The following is an 18179-nucleotide window of genomic DNA, read 5'->3' on the forward strand; positions in this document are numbered from 1 at the left end:
TGGACGGCGCGCGTGTCGGACGAGACGAGGAGATGACTGTGAGCCTGCTATTCGAGCCCTTGACCCTGCGTGAGGTCACCTTTCCCAACCGGGTGTGGATGTCGCCGATGTGCCAGTACTCGGCGGACGCGGAGGGACCCTCGACGGGCGCGGTCACACCGTGGCACCGGACTCACCTCGTCTCGCGTGCCGTCGGCGGCGTCGGCCTGGTGATGACCGAGGCGGCGTCGGTGAGCCCGGAGGGCCGCATCACGCCGTGGGACCTCGGCATCTGGAACGACCATCAGGCGAACGCGTTGGCCGAGGTGGTCACCGAGATCCGGCAGCACGGCAGTGTGCCCGCGATCCAGTTGGCCCACGCCGGTCGCAAGGCGTCCACCGACGCACCGTGGCGTGGCGGAAAGCCGCTGGCGGCGGACGACTCCCTCGCGTGGGAGACGGTCGGACCCAGCGCTGTCGAGTTCGGCCACTACCCGGCTCCGCGCGAGATGACGACCGCGGACATCGACAAGGTCGTCGACGACTTCCGCTCCGCCGCGGTACGCGCGCTGGCCGCCGGCTTCGACGTGGCCGAGGTGCACGCGGCGCACGGTTACCTGCTGCACCAGTTCCTGTCCCCGGCCAGCAACCACCGGACCGACGAGTACGGCGGCAGCTTCGAGGGTCGCATCCGCCTGACCCTGCGCGTGGTCGACGCGATCCGCGAGGTGTGGCCGGCCGACAAGCCCGTCTTCGTGCGCGTGTCCGCGACCGACTGGACCGGCGAGGAGCGCGGCGTCGACTCCGAGGCCTGGACGCCCGACCAGACCGTCCTGCTCACCCAGCAGCTCGAGGATCATGGTGTCGATCTCGTCGACGTCTCCACGGGTGGCAACGTCGCAAAGGCGTCCATCCCCGTCGAACCCGGCTACCAGGTGCCGTTCGCCCGGCGCATCCAGAGCGAGACGCGCATCCCCGCGGCCGCTGTCGGACTGATCACCGAGCCCAAGCAGGCCGAGGACATCATCGGGTCCGGCGAGGCCGTGGCCGTGTTCCTGGCGCGCGAACTGCTGCGCGACCCCTACTGGGCCCGTCGTGCGGCACGCGAGCTCGGCGCGGACATCATCCCGGCCACACCTCCGCAGTACGAGCGGGCGTTCTGAGTCGGCGCTCGCGCGAGAACGACCATGTGCGGAGTCAGCGCTCGCGCGAGAACGACCATATGACCGCGGCCACGAGCTCGAGGGCGAGTCGCGCGGGTACCGGGTTGGCCGGCTCGATCATCGCCTGGGCCATCGCTCCTTCGTAGGCGGCGACGACACCCCGACCGAGGGTGTCGTCGTCCACCGCCACCTCGCGCCCGTGGATCGCGAGACCGTGAACGATCATGGGACGCAGGGCGTCACGGAGCGCGGCCCGGTGCCCGGTCACCACGGCCGCCAGCCCCGGGTTCCGCGCCGCGTGGGCGCCGAACTCCGCCATGAGTACGTGCCACGACACGTCGCCGACCAGTCCGCTCAGCGCTGCCACGACGATCTCCTCGAAGGACCGCCCGTCGGACGCGTCGTACTCCAGGGCGTCGACCACTCCGCGTACCCGCGTGATCAGTCCCGACGCCTGTCGCGTCCACAGTTCGAGGAAGACCTCGTCCATCGACGAGAAGTTCGAGTAGAACGCTCCGCGAGTGAATCCCGCTCGCTCGCAGATCTGTTCCGGGGTCGATCGCCCGAAGCCCCGTTCGACGAACACCTCGAGGGCGCCGTCCAGCACTCGCTCGCGAGTCTGTGCTCTGCTGCGAGTGGCGGTCCTGCGTGTTCTCGCGGTCACGTTGCCTGAAGTCGCCGCCATGATCCACTATCGTATCGAACGAGACGATACAGATGTGTATCGGTCACCCGAGAACGTGCCGACGGAAGGCCCGCCATGTCCCCCGAAGCCGCTGCGCCCGCATTCCGGCGCCCCACCACCTGGGTGCTGCCGGTCGTCGCGGTCTCCGTCGTCATGTCGCTGCTCGCGGCGCTGTACCTCGGCGGCATCCTCGACCCCAAGGAGAACCTCCGCCACTTCCCGGTGGCACTGGTGGTCAGCGACGAGGGCGACGTGCTGCCGAACGGTGAGCAGGCGAACCTGGGGCAGCAGATCGGCCAGGGCATCGCGGACGGCATCGACGCGGAGAAGATCGATCTGAAGCAGGTCGGTATCGCGGAGGCGCAGAACCTCCTCGCGAACGGCGACGTCTACGGCGCGATCGTCGTGCCGAGCGACTTCACCAAACGAGTGTCGATCCTGACGCAGGGCTCCGTCGTGGCGGGCGACATCGAGCGACCCATCGTGACGATCATGACCAATCCGCGTGCCGGCACACTCGGGTCCTCCCTCATGACCACCATCGGCGACACGGCGCTCGACTCCGCGAACGGCACTCTGGGAGAACGACTCACGACGCAAGTGACCGAGGCACTGCCCGCGGGCGCCACCCTCTCCGGGGCCGCGGCCCTCACACTGGCTGCGCCGGTCGACATCGTCGTCACTCCCTACGACCCACTTCCGGACGGCACGGGGCTCGGGCTGTCCGCCTTCTACTACGCCCTGCTGCTCGTGCTCGCCGGCTTCACCGGCGCGATGATCGCCAGCGCTCTCGTCGACGGCGCACTCGGCTTCGTGCCGCTCGAGTTCGGCCCCACCTTCCTGCAGCGTCGCCGATCCACCGACAGTCGCCTGCGCGTGCTCGCCGCGAAATGGCTCACGATGGTGGTGATCGGGTTCGTGGTGTCCGGTCTCTACGTCGCGATCGCCACCGCACTGGGCATGCCGATCCCGAATGCGCTGGGCCTGTGGCTCTTCGGAGTGCTGGCGATCTCGGCCGTCGGGATCACCGCGGTGTCGGTGCTGTCGATCTTCGGCACTCCGGGGCTGATCCTCAACCTCGTCGTCTTCGTGATCCTGGGCCTGCCGTCCGCCGGCGCCACCATCCCGATCCAGGCGTCACCTGCGCTCTTCGGGTGGCTCGCGCAATTCGAACCGATGCATCAGGTGTATCTCGCCGTGCGCTCGATCCTCTACTTCGACTCACGCTGGAACTCGGGTCTCGCCCACGGACTCGGCATGACGCTGCTCGGGCTCGTCATCGGCCTGGTCCTCGGCGCTCTGGTGATCGCGATCTACGACCGCAAGGGATACGACCGGACGCCCGCGGTCACCGGGTCACCCGGCGACGAACCCGAGGGACTTGTCGACGACGTTGCGCAGCGGTCGGCCGGCCGCGAATAGTTCGGCATTCTCGGCGAAACCGGAGTAGAGCCGGTCGCGCCACCCCACGGTGTCACCGCTCATGTGTGCGGTCAGCAGCACGTGGTCGAGGGTCCACAGCACGTGCTCGGGTGGCAGCGGCTCGGTGTCGAACACGTCGAGGGCAGCTCCCCCGACGTGGCCGCTGCGCAGAGCGTCGACCAGCGCGTCGGTGTCGAGCAGTTCGCCACGACCCACGTTGATCACGCGCACCCCGGGATCGGCCGCCGCGAGAACGTCGCGGCCGACCATGCCCCGTGTCGACGGTGTCAGCGGTGCGATGAGAACGAGGTAGTCGGCGCCGGGTACCACCGACGCGAGATCCGTACTGGCGTGGACGGTTCCGAAATCCGCATCACCCGTGCGAGCCGTCCGTCCGACCCCGGCGACGTCCATACCGACGGCACGCAACATGCGCGCCGTGGCCCGGCCGATACTGCCCGTTCCGATCACCAGAGCTCGACGCCCCGCGATGTTCTCGGTCTCCCGGCGCAACCATTGCGCCTGTCGGCCGAGTTCGACGGTGCCGCGCACGTCCTTCGCCAGAGCGAGCACGGACGCGAGCACGAACTCGGCGATCGGCACGTCGAACACCCCGCGCGCGTTGGTCACCACGACGTCGGACGCCGCGAGGTCGTCGAACAACAGCTTGTCCACCCCTGCTGCGGCGACGTGCACCCATTCGAGTGCGGAGCAGCGCGACCACTGGTCCCGGAGCGCCGACGAGAAGAAGTCCCACAGCAGGACCGCCTGCGCGCCGTCGACCGCATCGCCGAACGTGTCGGCGGTGGCATGCCGCACCTCGTACGAGGTGTCGAGTTCCTCCACCCGGTCGGGAAGGAGTCCGTCGTGCAGGACGGTGATGATCGGCCTCGCTCCGCCGTTCGTGCGGGAGGGGCTCACGGTCGCTGCTCCGTCATCAGTCGAGCGTAGGCCCGGGAGAGGCGAGCGACCTCGAGCAGGTCCACGGACTCGTCGGGCTGATGGGCCTGCGCCTCGAGATCACCGGGACCCAGCACGATGGTGGGCACTCCGAGGTCACGGGCGACGAACCCCCCGTCGCAGGACGCCGTCCACACCGCGGTCGACGGGTCCGGCGCACCCGTGGAGCGCAGCGCCGCCAGCGCCGACTCGACGAGCGGGCTCGACTCGTCGGTGAGGAATCCCGGCATCTCCATCTCGACGTACGCGTCGACGTCCAGATCCGTGACGAGGCGGGCCCGGCGGAGCAGGTCCGCGACGACGGCGTCCACGTCGTCGTCCGGCAGCAGGCGACGATCGATCTCCAGCCGGCAGCGGCCCGCGACGATCGACGGTCCGGTCCCACCGTCGATCCGGCCGACGTTCCACGACGCGGCGCCGAGCACCGGGTGCGGCACGGTGGCCAGTTCCGCGTGCAGCCCGTCGATCTCGCCCACGAGGCGGGCCGCCGCGACCACGGCACTGCGACCGTTCTCGGGCCGGCCGGCATGCGCGCTCCGACCGGTGACGGTGAGCACGATGTTCGCCGCTCCGCGGCACCCGACGATCACGGTGCCGGCCGTGGGTTCCGCCACGACGCATCCCGTGAAGGCCGGAGGCCGGCCGTCATCGACCCTGAAGGCCGGAGGCCGGCCGCCATCGACCGTGAAGGCCGGAGGCCGGCCGGTCTGGTCGGTACGGTCGGACACCCATGCCCGGATGCCCAGGCCCGTGTCCTCCTCGTCCACCACGCAGGCGAGTGTCACGGTGCGCGCCGGGACCACACCGCGCCGGGCCAGTGACCCCATCGCGGCGAGTATCGCGGCGAGACCACCTTTCATGTCGCAGGCGCCGCGTCCCACGATCCGTCCGTCGTGCACCCGGGAGCGGAACGGGTCCCCGGTCCAGCCCTCCCCGGCGGGCACCACGTCCGAGTGTCCGAGGAACAGCAGGCCCGGGCCGGGCTCGCCGAAAAGGACCACCTCGACGTTCGGCCGCCCCGGCGACGCGTCGGTGACGACGGTCTGCAGACCGAGACTCTCTGCGATGCGGCAGATCTCGGCCACCACGGCGGACTCGTCGGGACCGGCGTCGATCAGCGCTCTCGTGATCCGCTCGACCGTCGCGACGTCGGTCGACGCGCGATCCTGCTGGAGGTCGGCCGCCGTCACAGTTCGGCTCGGGCCGCGTCCAGCGCACCCGCCAACCGCTGCACCCCGACGTCGATGCGCTCGGGGGTCGAGGACGCGAAGCACAGTCGCATCGCATCGCCGAAGAGGCCGTTCGCGGACAGCGCCGGACCCGGGATGAAGGCGACACCGTGCGCGAGTGCGATCTCGAACAGCCGCCGCGTGTCCACTGCGGCATCGTCACCCACCAGCGTGACCCACAGGAAGAAGCCGCCCTCGGGATCGGTGGTGCGCACCCTCCCACCGAGGTGCCGCTCCAGGCTCGTCTGCATCGCGATCTTGCGGGGCAGGTAGATGTCCGCGAGGGACGCCAGGTGCTCGGTGAGCAGTCCCTGTCGCAGGAACTCGGCCACGATCCGCTGGTTCGGCACGTTGGTGCACGTGTCCATCGCCTGCTTCGCGTTGATGATCAACCGGCGAGCGGCGGGGTCCGCGTCCACCCACCCGACGCGCAGACCCGGGGCGATGAGCTTCGAGAACGTGCGCACGGAGAACACGAGCGGGTCGTCGGGAGCGAGCGCTCGCAGGCTCGGAACCGGATCTCCCTGGAAGCGGAGGTGGCCGTAGGGGTCGTCGTCGAGCACCACGGCGCCCCACTCGCGGGCGAGTTCCAGGAGCGCCAGTCGGCGCGGCAGCGACATGGTCGTCCCGGACGGATTCTGGAATGTCGGGATGGTGTAGATCATCGTGGGCAGTCGGCCCGCGCGGGCGACCGACTCGGGAAGCGCCTCGACGATCAGCCCGTCGGAATCCATCGGCGCCTCGAGGATGTCGCCACCGTAGCTGAGCACGGTCGCGGTGCCGTTCGTGTACGTCGGGCTCTCGACGATCACCAGATCGCCGGGGTCGACGAACAGCGTGCACGCGAGATCGAGCCCCTGCATGCCACCCGACGTGATGACCAACCGATCGGGAGACGTCGGTTCACCGAAGGCGTCGCAGAAGGCCACCAGCTGCTCGATCAGAGCCGGATCACCCTCCGTCGCACCGTAGTCGAAGGCATCTGCGGTCAGGACTCGGCCCGCGATCTCCGCCATCGCCGCGTGCGGAACCGCCTCGGCGGCGGGCGATCCCATGGCGAAGCGCACGATGTCGTGCTTCTGCGCGGCGAGCAGCGAGGTCGACGAGTCGATCATCGACCCGACGAGGTGATCGGTGCGCAGCGCCCACGGAAGCGTGGTCGTCTCGTACGTCTGTGCGTGCATGTCCGTCACTCCTTGACTGTCAGGCATCGCGGGTAGGCGGTGAAGGTGTCGATACCGGTGTCGGTGACCACCACTGACTCGGACACCTCGTATCCGTAACCGTCGAGCCACATACCGCCGATGACGTGGAACGTCATGTTGCGCTGCAGGATCGTGGCGTCGTCGCTGCGCAGGCTGATGGTGCGCTCGCCCCAGTCCGGCGCGTACGCGATACCGATCGAGTACCCGATGCGGGAAGGCTTGTGAAATCCCGCTCGGCCCAGTTCACGGTTCCACGTCGCCGCGAGGTCACTGGTCTGCACTCCGGGCCTCATCTCCGCGAGCACGGCTCCGAGTGCGTCGTCGGTGGCGGCGGCGAGACCGGCCATGCGCGGGTCCGGTCGCCCGAGCGAGACCGTCCGCGCCATCGGGACGTGGTAGCGGCGGAACACCCCGGTCAGTTCCACCACGGTCGACTCCCCGTCCCGGAACGGCCGGTCGGTCCAGGTGAGATGCGGGGTGTCCGCACCCTCACCGGTGGGCAGCATCGGAACGATGGCCGGGTGGTCGCCGCCGAAGTCGTCCGTGCCGCGTACCTGCGCCGCGGAGATCGCCGCGGCGGCGTCACACTGGCGCACACCGACGGCGATCGCGTCCATCGCGGTCGCCATGGCGCTCTCGCAGATCGCCGCCGCCCCGCGCATCAGCTCGATCTCGTTGTCCGACTTCACCGATCGCACCCAGTTCACCAGCTCACGCGAATCGACGAACCGGTACTCCGGCAGGCACTTCACGAGTGCTTCGAACGCCTTCGGGCTGAAGTAGTAGGAGTCCATCTCGAGCCCCACCTGGCCGTGCTCGAAGTTCGAGACCAGGCTCAGTCCGCGCAGCGTGTCGGCCACCCAGACGAAGGGATGGGTGTCCGGCCGTTGGACCAGGGTCTCCGGATAGCCGAACACCTGGTCGTCGGGAAGCCACGACGTGCGTGAGGCGCCGTGCGCGTCCATGGCGCGGGCGAAGAACAGCATGTCGCCCTCGGCCGGCACGAAGAGCACCTGCGGGGTGTAGAACGACAGGGCGTTGTAGGCCGTCAGATAGTAGATGTTCGACGGATCGGTGATCATGAGCGCCGCGAGACCCCGCTCGGCCATGACGGCACGCACGGCAGCGAGGCGGGAGCTGTGTTCGGCCGTACTGATCGTGTCGATCATGCTGTACCCCTGACAGTTTCGAGGTTATCCGGGTTCCTGGAGCGAGCGTAGGTGCTCGCACCCACGGGCGCAGCGCGAGTGACTACGCGGTCTCCGCCGACTCACGTAGCGACGCCGTCAGATCGTGCACGGCGGTGTCCATGTGTTCGCGCAGAGCAGGTTCGAGCCGGGCCCAGTCCTGCGCTCGCAGCAGATCGACGAGCAGCGTGTGCTCCTCGATCAACGCGTCGGGCCGGTGGTACGCGGTCTCGAGGTTGGCCATGCAGATGCGGGCCTCGGCGGCGAGCGTCGCGTACATCCGGCCCATCCGGCTGTTGCCCGTCGCCGCGACCAGTGCGGTGTGGAACGCGAGATCCCGCTCCGCCACCGACCGCCAGTCGCCCCGGTCGATGGCCGGCTGCATCTCGACCACGATGCGCGACAACGCGTCCGCGACGCGTCCGGAGTCACCACGCCGCAGAACGGTGAACGCGGCACCGATCTCGATGGCCGCGCGCGCCTGGTAGATCTCGGCGACGTCGGACTCACCCAGCTCGACGACGAAGACGCCGCGATTGCGGAAGGAGACGAGCAGCCCCTCCTGACTCAGCCGCTGCAGCGCCTCGCGAACGGGTCCGCGGGAGACGGCGAGTTCGGTCGCGACCGTCGCCTCGTGGACCTGCTCCCCCGGTGCGAACGATCCGTCGATGATGCGCTCGCGCAACTGGTCCGCGATGACGATCGACGTGGTGCGGGCGTCGAGAGGCGTCAGCCGTCGAGTGGCCGTCACAGCGTCCGCCCCGGCCGACGCGGCACGGCGAAGTACTTCACCTCGAGGAACTCGTCGATGCCGAGACGCCCGCCCTCACGTCCCAGTCCGGACTGCTTGACCCCGCCGAAGGGTGCCGCGGGGTTGGACACCAGCCCGGTGTTGAGACCGACCATGCCCACCTCGAGACGCTCGCCCAGATCGAAGGCCCGGTCGACGTCACGAGTGAACACGTAGCCCACGAGACCCCACTCGGTGTCGTTGGCGATGCGCACCACCTCGTCCTCGTCGTCGAAGGTGATGATCGCGGCGACCGGCCCGAAGATCTCGGTGTGCACGATCTCGGCGTCGGGTGGAACGTCTACCAGCACCGTCGGAGGGTAGAAGTATCCCGGCCCCTCCGGCGTGGCACCGCCGGTCAGGACTCGCGCCCCGCGTCTCACCGCGTCGTCGACGAGGCGCTGCACCTTTGCGCGGCCCTCCGCATCGATCAGCGGGCCGACCCGGACACCCTCGTGCGCACCGTCTCCCACGGTCAGCTCGGCCATCCGCGCGGTCAGCTGCTCCGCGAAGGTGTCGACGACGGACCGATGGACGAACAACCGGTTGGCGGCGGTGCAGGCCTCCCCCATGTTGCGCATCTTGGCGATCATGGCTCCGTCGAGCGCCGTCCCCAGATCGGCGTCCGCACAGACGACGAGGGGCGCGTTCCCGCCCAGTTCCATCGACGTCCGCATGACGGTGGACGCCGCCTGGCCGAGCAACAGCCTGCCGACGGCGGTGGAGCCCGTGAAACTCAGCTTCCGAGCCACACCGCTGCGCAACCACGGTTCGACGACGCCACCCGCGTCCGAGGTCGTGACGATGTTGAGGACGCCGTCCGGCAGTCCGGCCTCCTGAAAGATGCGGGCCAGAGCGAGCGAGGTGAGCGGTGTCTGTTCGGCCGGCTTGAACACCATGGTGCATCCGGCGGCCACAGCGGGCCCGATCTTGCGGGCACCCATGGCAAGCGGAAAGTTCCAGGGCGTCACCAGCACACACGGTCCCACCGGTACTCGTGTGACCACCATGCGCGTCGACCCGTCGCCGGTCAGGATGTGATCGCCGGCGATGCGGACGGCCTCCTCGGAGAACCAGCGAAGGAACTCGGCTGCGTAGGCGACCTCGCCGCGCGCCTCGGCGAGCGGCTTGCCCATCTCGGCGGTCATCACGGCGGCGAGGTCCTCCGTCCGCTCGACCACGAGGTCGAACGCACGGCGCAGCACGACGCTCCGCTCCCGCGGCGACGTCGCCGCCCACGCAGACTGGGCGGCGCTCGCGGCATCGAGCGCCAGAGCGGCGTCGGCGGGCCCCCCGTCGGCGACGCGCGCGATGATCTCACCGGTGGCAGGGTTCTCGACGTCGAACGTGCGGCCGTCCACCGCGTCCCGCCAACGACCACCGATCAGAATGCTGCGATCGGCCACCGGCACGGGTCGGTCGACCGTCGTCGTCACGACCGAACTCCCAGCGCCGCGTCGCACGCCTCCGCGATGCGCTCGAGTCCCAGCTCGACCTCGTCCCGCGTCACCACGAGGGGCGGGATGATGCGCACCACGTTGCCCAGCGCACCGCACGTCAACAACAGGAGATCGCGGTCCAGAGCTGCCTTCTGCAGAGCGAGCGCGGCGCCCGGATCGGCGTCCCCGGCGTCGTCGACGAACTCGAATGCCGCCATCAGACCGAGCCCGCGGGCATCTCCGATCTCGTCGTGCCGAGCCGCGATCTCACGCAGTCCACCGAGAAGCTGCTCCCCGCGCAGACGGGCGTTCTCCACCAGGCCCTCGTCCTCGACCACGTCGAGCGTGGCGACGGCGGCCGCCGCGGCCACCGCGTTCCCGCCGTAGGTGCCGCCCTGCGATCCCGGCAGGGCGGTACTCATGAGGGCGGTCGAGGCGGCGATCGCGGAGATAGGGAAGCCGCTGGCGAGACCCTTGGCCGTGATGAGAACGTCCGGGGTGGAATCGGAGAACTGGTGACCCCAGAACTTCCCCGTGCGGCCCACTCCCGCCTGGACCTCGTCCACGATGAGCACGATGCCGTGCCGATCGGCTCGCTCGCGGAGTCCGTCCAGGAACGCCGGCGGGGTGGGAAGGTAACCACCGTCGCCCAGGACCGGCTCGATGATGAACGCCGCGGTGTCGGCGACGGCGGACACGGTCTGCAGCAGGTAGTCGAGCTCGCGCAAGGCGAAGGTCACCGCGGTGTCGAGGTCCCAGCCGTACCGGAACGCGTACGGGAACGGCGCGATGTGGACGCCGCCCATCATCGGAGCGAAGCCGGACCGGAACTTGGTCCCGGCTGTGGTGAGTGTCGCCGCGGCGACGGTGCGACCGTGGAAGCCGCCGTGGAACGCGATGATGTTCGGGCGGCCGGTGGCCATGCGCGCCAGACGAATCGACGCCTCGACGGCCTCGGACCCCGAGTTGGCGTAGAACACGCTGTCCAGGCCGACCGGCAGGACGGTGCCGAGCTTCTCGGTCAACTCGAGCAGAGGCGTGTGCATGACGGTCGTGTACTGCGCGTGGATGATCTTGCCGACCTGCTCGCGCGCCGCCGCGACCACGCGCGGATGGCAGTGTCCGGTGCTGGTCACGCCGATACCCGTGGTGAAGTCGAGGTAGCGGCGCCCGTCGGTCCCGGTGATCCAACTTCCCGACGCGTGATCCACGACGATGGGTGTGGCTTGCTTCAGGGCGGGCGACAGCCGAGCGGTGGGAGCACCGGTGGAGGCGTCGGCTGTTCGAGGCACGAATGCTGCTGCAGTCATGCCCTCACTGTCGAGGACGATCGTCTGATTGTCAACAATCTGCAATCAGCCGCGCGTCAGCAGCCCTCCCTGCGGTGGACCGTCGAGATCGATGCGTCGTCCGGCGAGCCAGGTCGAGCGCACACAGCCCGTCACCGTGCGGTCGTCGTACGCACTCACCGGATTCCTGTGCCTCAGTTCCTCCGCGTGCACGACGAACTCTTGGTCCGGTGCGAACACCGCCAGGTCGGCGTCCTTGCCCACCGCGATCGCGCCCTTGCTCTCCAGTCCGACCTGAGCAGCCGTCGCCGCGGACATCCACCCGACGACGTCGGCGAGAGAGTGCCCACGCCGACGGGCCTCGGACCACACGGCGGCCAAGGACACCTGCAGCGAGGCGATGCCGCCCCACGCGACACCGAAGTCGCCGATGTCGAACCGCTTGAGCTCCGTGGTGCACGGCGAGTGATCGGTGACCACCGTGTCGATCACGCCGTCGGACAACGCCTGCCACAACGCGTCCCGGTTGTCGGCCTCCCTGATGGGCGGGCAGCACTTGAACTGGGTCGCCCCGTCCGCGATCTCCTCCGCCGCGAACGACAGGTAGTGCGGGCAGGTCTCGGCAGTGATCCGCACACCGTCCTTCTTCGCCGCCGCCACGAGCGGCACGGCGTCGGCACTCGACAGGTGCAGGATGTGGACGCGGCATCCCGTCCGCCGCGACGCGGCGATCACGTCGGCGATGGCCGTGTTCTCCGCGGCGCGCGGTCGCGACGCCAGGAAACCTGCGTAGTCCCGGCCGCCGGCGTTCTCGGAGTCGGCGATGATCTGCGCGTCCTCGGCGTGCACGATGAGCAGTCCGTCGAACGAGGCGATCTCCCGCATCGCCTCCTCGAGCTCGTCGGGCGAGAGAGGCGGGAACTCGTCGACACCCGAGTGCAGCAGGAAGCACTTGAAGCCGAAGACACCGGCCTCGTGCATCGCGCGCAGGTCCGGGACGTTGCCGGGTACGGCGCCACCCCAGAAGCCGACGTCGATGCGAGCCTTGGGCTCGGCCACCGCTCGTTTGACGTCGAGTGCGTCGGTGGAGACCGTCGACGGAATACTGTTGAGCGGCATGTCGATCAGGGTCGTGATGCCCCCGGCGGCCGCGGCGGCCGTCGCACTCGCGAAACCCTCCCACTCGGTGCGACCGGGCTCGTTCACGTGCACGTGGGTGTCCACCAGGCCCGGGAGCAGTACCTCGTCGTCGGCCAGGTCCACGACGACGTCCGCATCGACCGGATCGTCGTGACCCACGACGGCGACGATGCGGCCGTCCCGCACCCCCACCGTGCACGCCGTCTCGGTACGGGAACCGTCGGCCGCGGTCACGACCGCACGGCGCGCGCGGAACGCGAGATCCCACGCGCTCATGCCGGGGCCTGCTCGGCGAGGAGTGCGCGGTGTTCGGCGGGAAGCCCGTCCCACCAGGCGGCGCGCGCGTCGACGCGGCCACGCTCGTCCGGATCGCCGAACAACCGCAGCCGGGACAGACCCCCGTCCGGGTAGACGTCGAGGCGCAGATGTGTTGCGGCAGGGGCGCCGTCGAGAAGGAACAGGTGCCGCGTGTCGGGCTGGACCGCCGTGCGCGGCAGGACCTCGGCCCACGCGGACGGATCCGCGACGTCGGCGACCCGATCGTCGACGGTGCTCAGTCGCACCCAGCCCGGGGCGTTGCCGACGTAGTACGACGTGTCGACCTCCACGTGCCGCGGCACCCCGGCGACAGCGAGAGCGAACGTCGCGTGGTCGTTTCCGCCGCCTCGCCGACGCGAGTTCTCCCACCCCTCACCCATGTTCCGGGCACGGCCGGGCAGGATGATGTTGGCCGGAGACGCGTAGAACGCGTCCGAGCACTCCACGAGCCGCCCACCGTGTTCCGCCGCCAGCAGATCGACCGTTCCGGTCAGGAACCGCGGGTCGGGCACCACCTCGCCGTGCACCCGCAACCGCGCCACTCCCCCGTCCGGATAGATCGACAACCGGACGTGGGTCCAGCGACGGGTGTCGGTCACGGGATACAGATTTGCCGTGTCGCCGTCGGCCCGCGACTTCTCGACGATGGTGTGCCACTGCACCGTCGACAGTTCCACGGCCGAGGGGTAGCCCTCGACGGACGCGGCCTCGACCGACACGAACGGCGGATAGTTGCCGCGGAAGAACGCGGTGTCCACGACGACGCCGTGCACGATGCCCGCCGCACCCAGCCGCACGAGAGCCCAGTCGTGCCCGTCGTCGCGTCGGCGGCGGGTCTCCCAGCCGTCGTACACCTTGCCCTTGTGGCCGAACTCCGACGGATCGAAGAACGGCGCCGTCGGCTTGATCAGGTTCTCGCGCTGCGCGAACAACTCGTCGTTGGCGGCGCTCACCGACCCGCCCAGAGCGCGCGAGGCGAGATCGGGAAAGAGGAGGAAGTCAGCAGCGGCGGACACGACTCATGCTCCCGCAGAAACGGTCTCGTCCGGATCGGGAAGCCCGCGATAGGCACGCCACCCACCGAGATCCGTGATCTCGGTGAGCTCGGCGGACAGCGAGTCGACCAGGCCCGGTCGCAGCACCACGGCCATCACCGACCGTCCGTCGGCGAGCTCGATGACCGAGAGTTCGAGTTCGACGGGCTCCTCCGGCAGGAAGTCGGTGCGGATGTTCTCCATCGGGACGTCGTACAGCTCACCGGCGATGGAGGCGCCACCGGTCTCGGTCAGCAGCAGGCCGGGGAACTCGTCGCGCACCGCGAAGAACCGGTAGTTCGGCGCCGTCCGCACCGAGCCGAGGAAGGTGTGACTGGAGACGTTGTGGTGCAGGTTGCCGCCACGCATGGCGCCTCCGTTGCAGAACAGTTCGGCCATGGTGTGGGTCCGGTCCTCTCGTTCGGTTCACGCTCGTGCGCTGCCAACGTAACCGAGTTCGCGATATATCTTCCGGCCTGCGGAGCGGGTCTACTCTGAGCGACGCCGAACCCCGTTCCCGTCGAACTCCGGAGCTGCCGTGCGCATCCTCGTCGTCAACGTCAACACGACGCGATCCATGACCGAGGCCATCGGTGCGCGCGCCCGCGAGATCGCGTCGCCGGGCACCACCGTGGTCGCGCTGACGCCGGCGTTCGGGGCCGAGTCGGTGGAGGGCAACTACGAGTCGTACCTCGCCGCCGTCGCGGTCATGGAGACCGTCCGCGCGTACGCGGAACCGTTCGACGCCGTCGTGCAGGCCGGCTACGGCGAGCACGGCCGCGAGGGCCTGCAGGAGCTGCTCGACGTTCCCGTCGTCGACATCACCGAGGCCGCGGCGAGCACCGCGATGTTCCTGGGGCGTTCGTACTCGGTGGTGACCACCCTCGATCGCACGGTCCCGCTGATCGAGGACCGACTGCTCGTCGCGGGCCTGCACACCCGCTGCGCGTCGGTCCGCGCCAGCGGCCTCGGGGTGCTCGACCTCGACCGTGATCCCGACGCGGCGGTGCGCGCCGTCGTCGACGAGGCGGAGCGCGCGGTGCGCGACGACCGAGCCGAGGTGATCGTCCTGGGGTGCGGCGGAATGTCCGGTCTCGACGCCGCCGTGCGGGCCAGGGTCGACGTTCCCGTCGTCGACGGGGTGACCGCGGCGATCACCGTCGCCGAGGGGCTGGTCCGGCAGGGTCTCCGCACGTCCAAGGTGCGCACGTTCGCGCCGCCGCGGAGCAAGTCGTTCGTGGACTGGCCGCCCGCTCGTCGAGACGGCTCGGGTGTCCGAACCACCCGTTAGTGTCGTGCACCATGGCCGATCCTGACACCGCACGTCCCCGCATCACCATCGTCGGCAGCATCAATATGGACCTCGTCGCCCGCACCCCCACGCTGCCCGCACCGGGTGAGACGGTCCTCGGCAGCGCGTTCCGCACCTCCCCCGGCGGCAAGGGCGCCAATCAGGCGGTCGCCGCCGCTCGGGCCGGCGCCGAGGTGGTCTTCGTCGGAGCAGTCGGCTCCGACACCTTCGCGCTCGAACTGCGCGAGACCCTCGTCGGGGCCGAGGTCGACGCGTCGCTGCTGCGCGAGGTCGAGGGCGCGAGTGGCGTCGCTGTCATCACGGTCGACGACGCCGCGGAGAACTCCATCGTCGTCGTGGGCGGTGCCAACGAGACCCTGACCGAGCTCACGGCGGAGGAACTGGCTGCCGTCGCCGAAGCCGACGTCCTGCTGTGCCAACTCGAGACGCCCGTCGCGACGGTCGTCGCGGCGGCGCGACACGCGCGGGCCAACGGCACGCTCGTGTTCCTCAATCCGTCACCGGTGCAACCGCTCTCCGACGATCTGCTGGGTCTCGTCGACGTCGCGATCGTCAACCGCGACGAGGAGAAAGCCCTGGGGGTCGACGCACTCGCCCGCATTCCGCACGTGGTCACCACGCTGGGGGCCGACGGTGCCCGCCATCACGGCGCCGACGGCGTCGTCACCGCCCATCCCTCGCCCGCCGTCGAGGCCGTCGACACCACGGGCGCCGGCGACGTCTTCGCCGGCACGCTCGCCGCCGCGTGGCGCGACGGCCCCGCCGCCGCGGTTCGGCGCGCGTGTGCGGCAGGGGCCGTGGCCACCACGCGCGACGGCGCGGGGTCCTCGGCTCCCACCGTCACCGAGGTCGACCGGGCCCTCGCCGGGACGCGTGACGCATGAGTACCCGTGAGCGCGCACAGGAGCTGCTGACCGACCTCGCCGGCCCCGATGCCGTTCTCCGTGAGGACCAGTGGACGGCGATCGAGGCGCTCGTCGTCCATCATCGACGCGCACTCGTCGTGCAGCGCACCGGATGGGGAAAGTCGGCCGTGTACTTCATCGCCGCACGCCTGCTGCGCGAGCAGGGGCTCGGACCGACCGTCATCGTGTCGCCTCTGCTCGCGCTCATGCGCAACCAGGTCGCGGCGGCCGAGCGCGCCGGGGTCACCGCCGCCACCATCAACTCGGGCAACGTCACCGAGTGGGACGACGTCCACGCACGCGTCGCGGCCGGTGAACTGGATGTGCTGCTGGTGAGCCCGGAGCGGCTGAACAATCCGGACTTCCGCGATCAGGTGCTGCCCTCGCTCTCCGCGGACGCGGGGCTCGTCGTGGTGGACGAGGCGCACTGCGTCTCCGACTGGGGTCACGACTTCCGGCCGGACTATCGCCGCATCAGGTCGCTCATCGCCGAGTTGCGCGAGGGGGTCCCCGTTCTCGCCACCACGGCCACCGCGAACGATCGGGTGGTCGAGGACGTCGCGGCACAGCTCGGTGTCGGCGGGGCCGACACCACCGTCCTGCGTGGCGGTCTCCAGCGCGAGTCGCTGCACCTGTCCGTGGTCACCATCCCCCATCCGACGGCGCGCATAGCCTGGCTCGCCGACCATCTCGAGACCCTGCCCGGCTCGGGCATCGTCTACTCGCTGACGGTCGCGGGAGCCAACGACCTCGCGGCGCTGCTGCGCGATCGAGGAATGGAGGTGGCCGCCTACACCGGCCAGACCGATCCGACGGAACGCGAAGCGGCGGAACAGGATCTGCTGCAGAACCGTGTGAAGGCGCTCGTCGCGACCTCGGCGTTGGGCATGGGTTTCGACAAACCCGATCTGGGGTTCGTCGTGCACGTGGGTGCACCGTCGTCGCCCATCTCCTACTACCAGCAGGTGGGCCGCGCGGGTCGCGCCACGGAGCGCGCCGACGTCGTCCTCCTGCCCGGTCCGGAGGACCGGGAGATCTGGAGCTACTTCGCGTCCGTCGCCTTCCCTCGCGAGCACGTCGTACGTCGGGTGCTCGAGGTGCTGGACACCGAGCGCGCCCAGTCCACCCAGGCTCTCGAACCGCTCGTCGAGCTCGGACGCACTCGGCTCGAGATGGTGCTCAAGGTCCTCGACGTCGACGGTGCCGTCCGGCGGGTCAAGGGGGGTTGGCTCGGCACCGGGGAACACTGGCACTACGACCGGGAGCGCTACGAACGACTCGACGAGGCACGGCTGTCCGAGCAGCGCGCGATGATCGAGTACCAGAGCACCGACGAGTGCCGGATGGCGTTCCTGCGCCGGCAACTCGACGATCCGTCCCTCACCGGGGATGCGGAGGCGGACCGGTGCGGGCGCTGCGACAACTGCACCGGTCAGCACCTCTCCGCGGACGTGTCGGCCGATCACGTGGAGTCGACCCGGCGGCGTCTCGATCGACCCGGGCTGGACCTCGCAATCCGCAAGCAGTGGCCGACGGGACTGAAGAAGGTCGGCGTCGAGCTGTCGGGGAAGATCACCGACGGCCCGGAGACCGGCCGCATCCTCGGCCGTCTCACCGACCCGGTGTGGGGACCACGCCTGCGCGCGCTGACGGACGGCGAGGACGGTCCGGCACCCGACGGGCTGGAGGCCGCGTGCATCAAGGTCCTCGCGGAGTGGACGTGGGACGAGCGGCCCACCGGGCTGATGGTCATGGAGAGCGACTCCCGACCGGCGCTGTTGAACGACCTCGGGGAGCGTCTGGCGAGGGTCGGCAGGCTGGAGCCACTGGGCGTTCTGCACCGTCGGCCCGATGCCCGGCCCGTCTCGGGCGCGAACTCCGCGTTCCGCGTCGCCTCATTGGTGGACGCCTTCGAGGCACCCGATCTGACGGCGCATCGCGGACCCGTCCTGCTGCTCGATCTCTCCACCGACACCGGGTGGACGCTCACCATGGCGGCGCGGGCGCTCCGGCAGGCGGGGGCCGATGCGGTGCTTCCGTTCGCGTTGATCGGTCGCGGGTAGGCCGGAGGCCGGCCGCGGGTGGTCGGGTAGGCCGGAGGCCGGCCGGGTAGGCCGGAGGA

At 69.9% G+C, this 18179-nt stretch carries 16 protein-coding genes; 5 read left to right on the top strand and 11 right to left on the bottom strand.

Going from position 1 to position 18179, the window contains the following annotated elements:
• Positions 1-38 precede the first annotated feature (38 nt).
• Positions 39-1142: an NADH:flavin oxidoreductase/NADH oxidase gene (locus HQ314_RS04455; protein WP_222649338.1), complete on the top strand. Its 1104-nt coding sequence runs from the start codon at positions 39-41 to the stop codon at positions 1140-1142.
• A 34-nt stretch (positions 1143-1176) separates the two neighbouring features.
• Here the strand turns inward: HQ314_RS04455 and HQ314_RS04460 are convergent, their stop codons facing one another.
• The gene (locus tag HQ314_RS04460; RefSeq protein WP_222649339.1) at positions 1177-1827 is read right to left on the bottom strand and encodes a TetR/AcrR family transcriptional regulator; all 651 of its coding nucleotides are present in this window, start codon (positions 1825-1827) and stop codon (positions 1177-1179) included.
• Between the two features lie 75 nt (positions 1828-1902).
• Here HQ314_RS04460 and HQ314_RS04465 point away from each other — a divergent pair, with 75 nt between their 5' ends.
• Complete coding sequence (locus tag HQ314_RS04465) at positions 1903-3249, top strand: DUF3533 domain-containing protein (protein ID WP_222649340.1); 1347 nt, start codon at positions 1903-1905, stop codon at positions 3247-3249.
• Here HQ314_RS04465 and HQ314_RS04470 read toward each other — a convergent pair.
• From HQ314_RS04470 to HQ314_RS04515, 10 genes are all read right to left on the bottom strand, one after another.
• Positions 3184-4170 (bottom strand): D-2-hydroxyacid dehydrogenase, encoded by a 987-nt coding sequence (locus HQ314_RS04470; RefSeq protein WP_222649341.1) that lies wholly within the window; start codon positions 4168-4170, stop codon positions 3184-3186. The two genes, HQ314_RS04465 and HQ314_RS04470, sit on opposite strands and share 66 nt — an antisense overlap.
• Positions 4167-5399 carry a M20 family metallopeptidase gene (locus tag HQ314_RS04475; protein ID WP_222649342.1) on the bottom strand — a complete coding sequence of 411 codons (1233 nt, stop codon included), beginning with the start codon at positions 5397-5399 and terminating at the stop codon, positions 4167-4169. Before HQ314_RS04475 ends, HQ314_RS04470 begins: the two co-directional genes overlap by 4 nt.
• Positions 5396-6622 carry a PLP-dependent aminotransferase family protein gene (locus HQ314_RS04480; protein WP_027505687.1) on the bottom strand — a complete coding sequence of 409 codons (1227 nt, stop codon included), beginning with the start codon at positions 6620-6622 and terminating at the stop codon, positions 5396-5398. The genes HQ314_RS04475 and HQ314_RS04480 overlap by 4 nt, the downstream gene beginning before the upstream one ends.
• A gap of 5 nt (positions 6623-6627) precedes the next feature.
• Positions 6628-7812 (bottom strand): Xaa-Pro peptidase family protein, encoded by a 1185-nt coding sequence (locus HQ314_RS04485; RefSeq protein WP_222649343.1) that lies wholly within the window; start codon positions 7810-7812, stop codon positions 6628-6630.
• Positions 7813-7894: 82 nt separating this feature from the next.
• Positions 7895-8581 (bottom strand): GntR family transcriptional regulator, encoded by a 687-nt coding sequence (locus tag HQ314_RS04490; RefSeq protein WP_231476313.1) that lies wholly within the window; start codon positions 8579-8581, stop codon positions 7895-7897.
• Positions 8578-10056: an NAD-dependent succinate-semialdehyde dehydrogenase gene (locus HQ314_RS04495; RefSeq protein ID WP_222649344.1), complete on the bottom strand. Its 1479-nt coding sequence runs from the start codon at positions 10054-10056 to the stop codon at positions 8578-8580. The genes HQ314_RS04490 and HQ314_RS04495 overlap by 4 nt, the downstream gene beginning before the upstream one ends.
• A complete protein-coding gene (locus tag HQ314_RS04500; protein ID WP_222630350.1) occupies positions 10053-11369 on the bottom strand; it encodes an aspartate aminotransferase family protein in 1317 nt (438 codons plus the stop codon). Before HQ314_RS04500 ends, HQ314_RS04495 begins: the two co-directional genes overlap by 4 nt.
• A gap of 45 nt (positions 11370-11414) precedes the next feature.
• Positions 11415-12764 (bottom strand): allantoinase AllB, encoded by a 1350-nt coding sequence (gene allB, locus HQ314_RS04505; RefSeq protein ID WP_222649345.1) that lies wholly within the window; start codon positions 12762-12764, stop codon positions 11415-11417.
• Positions 12761-13822: an allantoicase gene (alc, locus tag HQ314_RS04510; protein WP_222649346.1), complete on the bottom strand. Its 1062-nt coding sequence runs from the start codon at positions 13820-13822 to the stop codon at positions 12761-12763. The genes allB and alc overlap by 4 nt, the downstream gene beginning before the upstream one ends.
• Positions 13823-13825: 3 nt before the next feature.
• Entirely contained in the window at positions 13826-14239 is a 414-nt protein-coding gene (locus tag HQ314_RS04515; RefSeq protein WP_027505680.1) for a gamma-glutamylcyclotransferase, read from the bottom strand.
• 139 nt (positions 14240-14378) lie between these two features.
• Between HQ314_RS04515 and HQ314_RS04520 the strand changes: the two genes are divergently transcribed.
• From HQ314_RS04520 to HQ314_RS04530, 3 genes are read left to right on the top strand one after another with little or no spacing between them, the layout of a single operon-like run.
• Positions 14379-15131 (top strand): aspartate/glutamate racemase family protein, encoded by a 753-nt coding sequence (locus tag HQ314_RS04520; RefSeq protein WP_027505679.1) that lies wholly within the window; start codon positions 14379-14381, stop codon positions 15129-15131.
• Between the two features lie 11 nt (positions 15132-15142).
• Positions 15143-16036, top strand: a complete 894-nt coding sequence (locus HQ314_RS04525) for a PfkB family carbohydrate kinase (protein ID WP_222649347.1) — start codon at positions 15143-15145, stop codon at positions 16034-16036.
• Positions 16033-18120: a RecQ family ATP-dependent DNA helicase gene (locus HQ314_RS04530; RefSeq protein ID WP_222649348.1), complete on the top strand. Its 2088-nt coding sequence runs from the start codon at positions 16033-16035 to the stop codon at positions 18118-18120. The genes HQ314_RS04525 and HQ314_RS04530 overlap by 4 nt, the downstream gene beginning before the upstream one ends.
• Positions 18121-18179: the final 59 nt, after the last annotated feature.

It is taken from the genome of Rhodococcus sp. BP-332 (assembly GCF_019836065.1).
In the GTDB taxonomy this organism is placed as follows: domain Bacteria; phylum Actinomycetota; class Actinomycetes; order Mycobacteriales; family Mycobacteriaceae; genus Rhodococcoides.

Bases quoted from the DNA above. Each gene is read 5' to 3' on its own strand.
- HQ314_RS04460 (WP_222649339.1), bottom strand. From the start codon at position 1,827: ATGGCGGCGACTTCAGGCAACGTGACCGCGAGAACACGCAGGACCGCC.
- HQ314_RS04465 (WP_222649340.1), top strand. From the start codon at position 1,903: ATGTCCCCCGAAGCCGCTGCGCCCGCATTCCGGCGCCCCACCACCTGG.
- HQ314_RS04480 (WP_027505687.1), bottom strand. From the start codon at position 6,622: ATGCACGCACAGACGTACGAGACGACCACGCTTCCGTGGGCGCTGCGC.
- HQ314_RS04485 (WP_222649343.1), bottom strand. From the start codon at position 7,812: ATGATCGACACGATCAGTACGGCCGAACACAGCTCCCGCCTCGCTGCC.
- HQ314_RS04500 (WP_222630350.1), bottom strand. From the start codon at position 11,369: ATGACTGCAGCAGCATTCGTGCCTCGAACAGCCGACGCCTCCACCGGT.
- allB (WP_222649345.1), bottom strand. From the start codon at position 12,764: ATGAGCGCGTGGGATCTCGCGTTCCGCGCGCGCCGTGCGGTCGTGACC.
- HQ314_RS04515 (WP_027505680.1), bottom strand. From the start codon at position 14,239: ATGGCCGAACTGTTCTGCAACGGAGGCGCCATGCGTGGCGGCAACCTG.
- HQ314_RS04525 (WP_222649347.1), top strand. From the start codon at position 15,143: ATGGCCGATCCTGACACCGCACGTCCCCGCATCACCATCGTCGGCAGC.
- HQ314_RS04530 (WP_222649348.1), top strand. From the start codon at position 16,033: ATGAGTACCCGTGAGCGCGCACAGGAGCTGCTGACCGACCTCGCCGGC.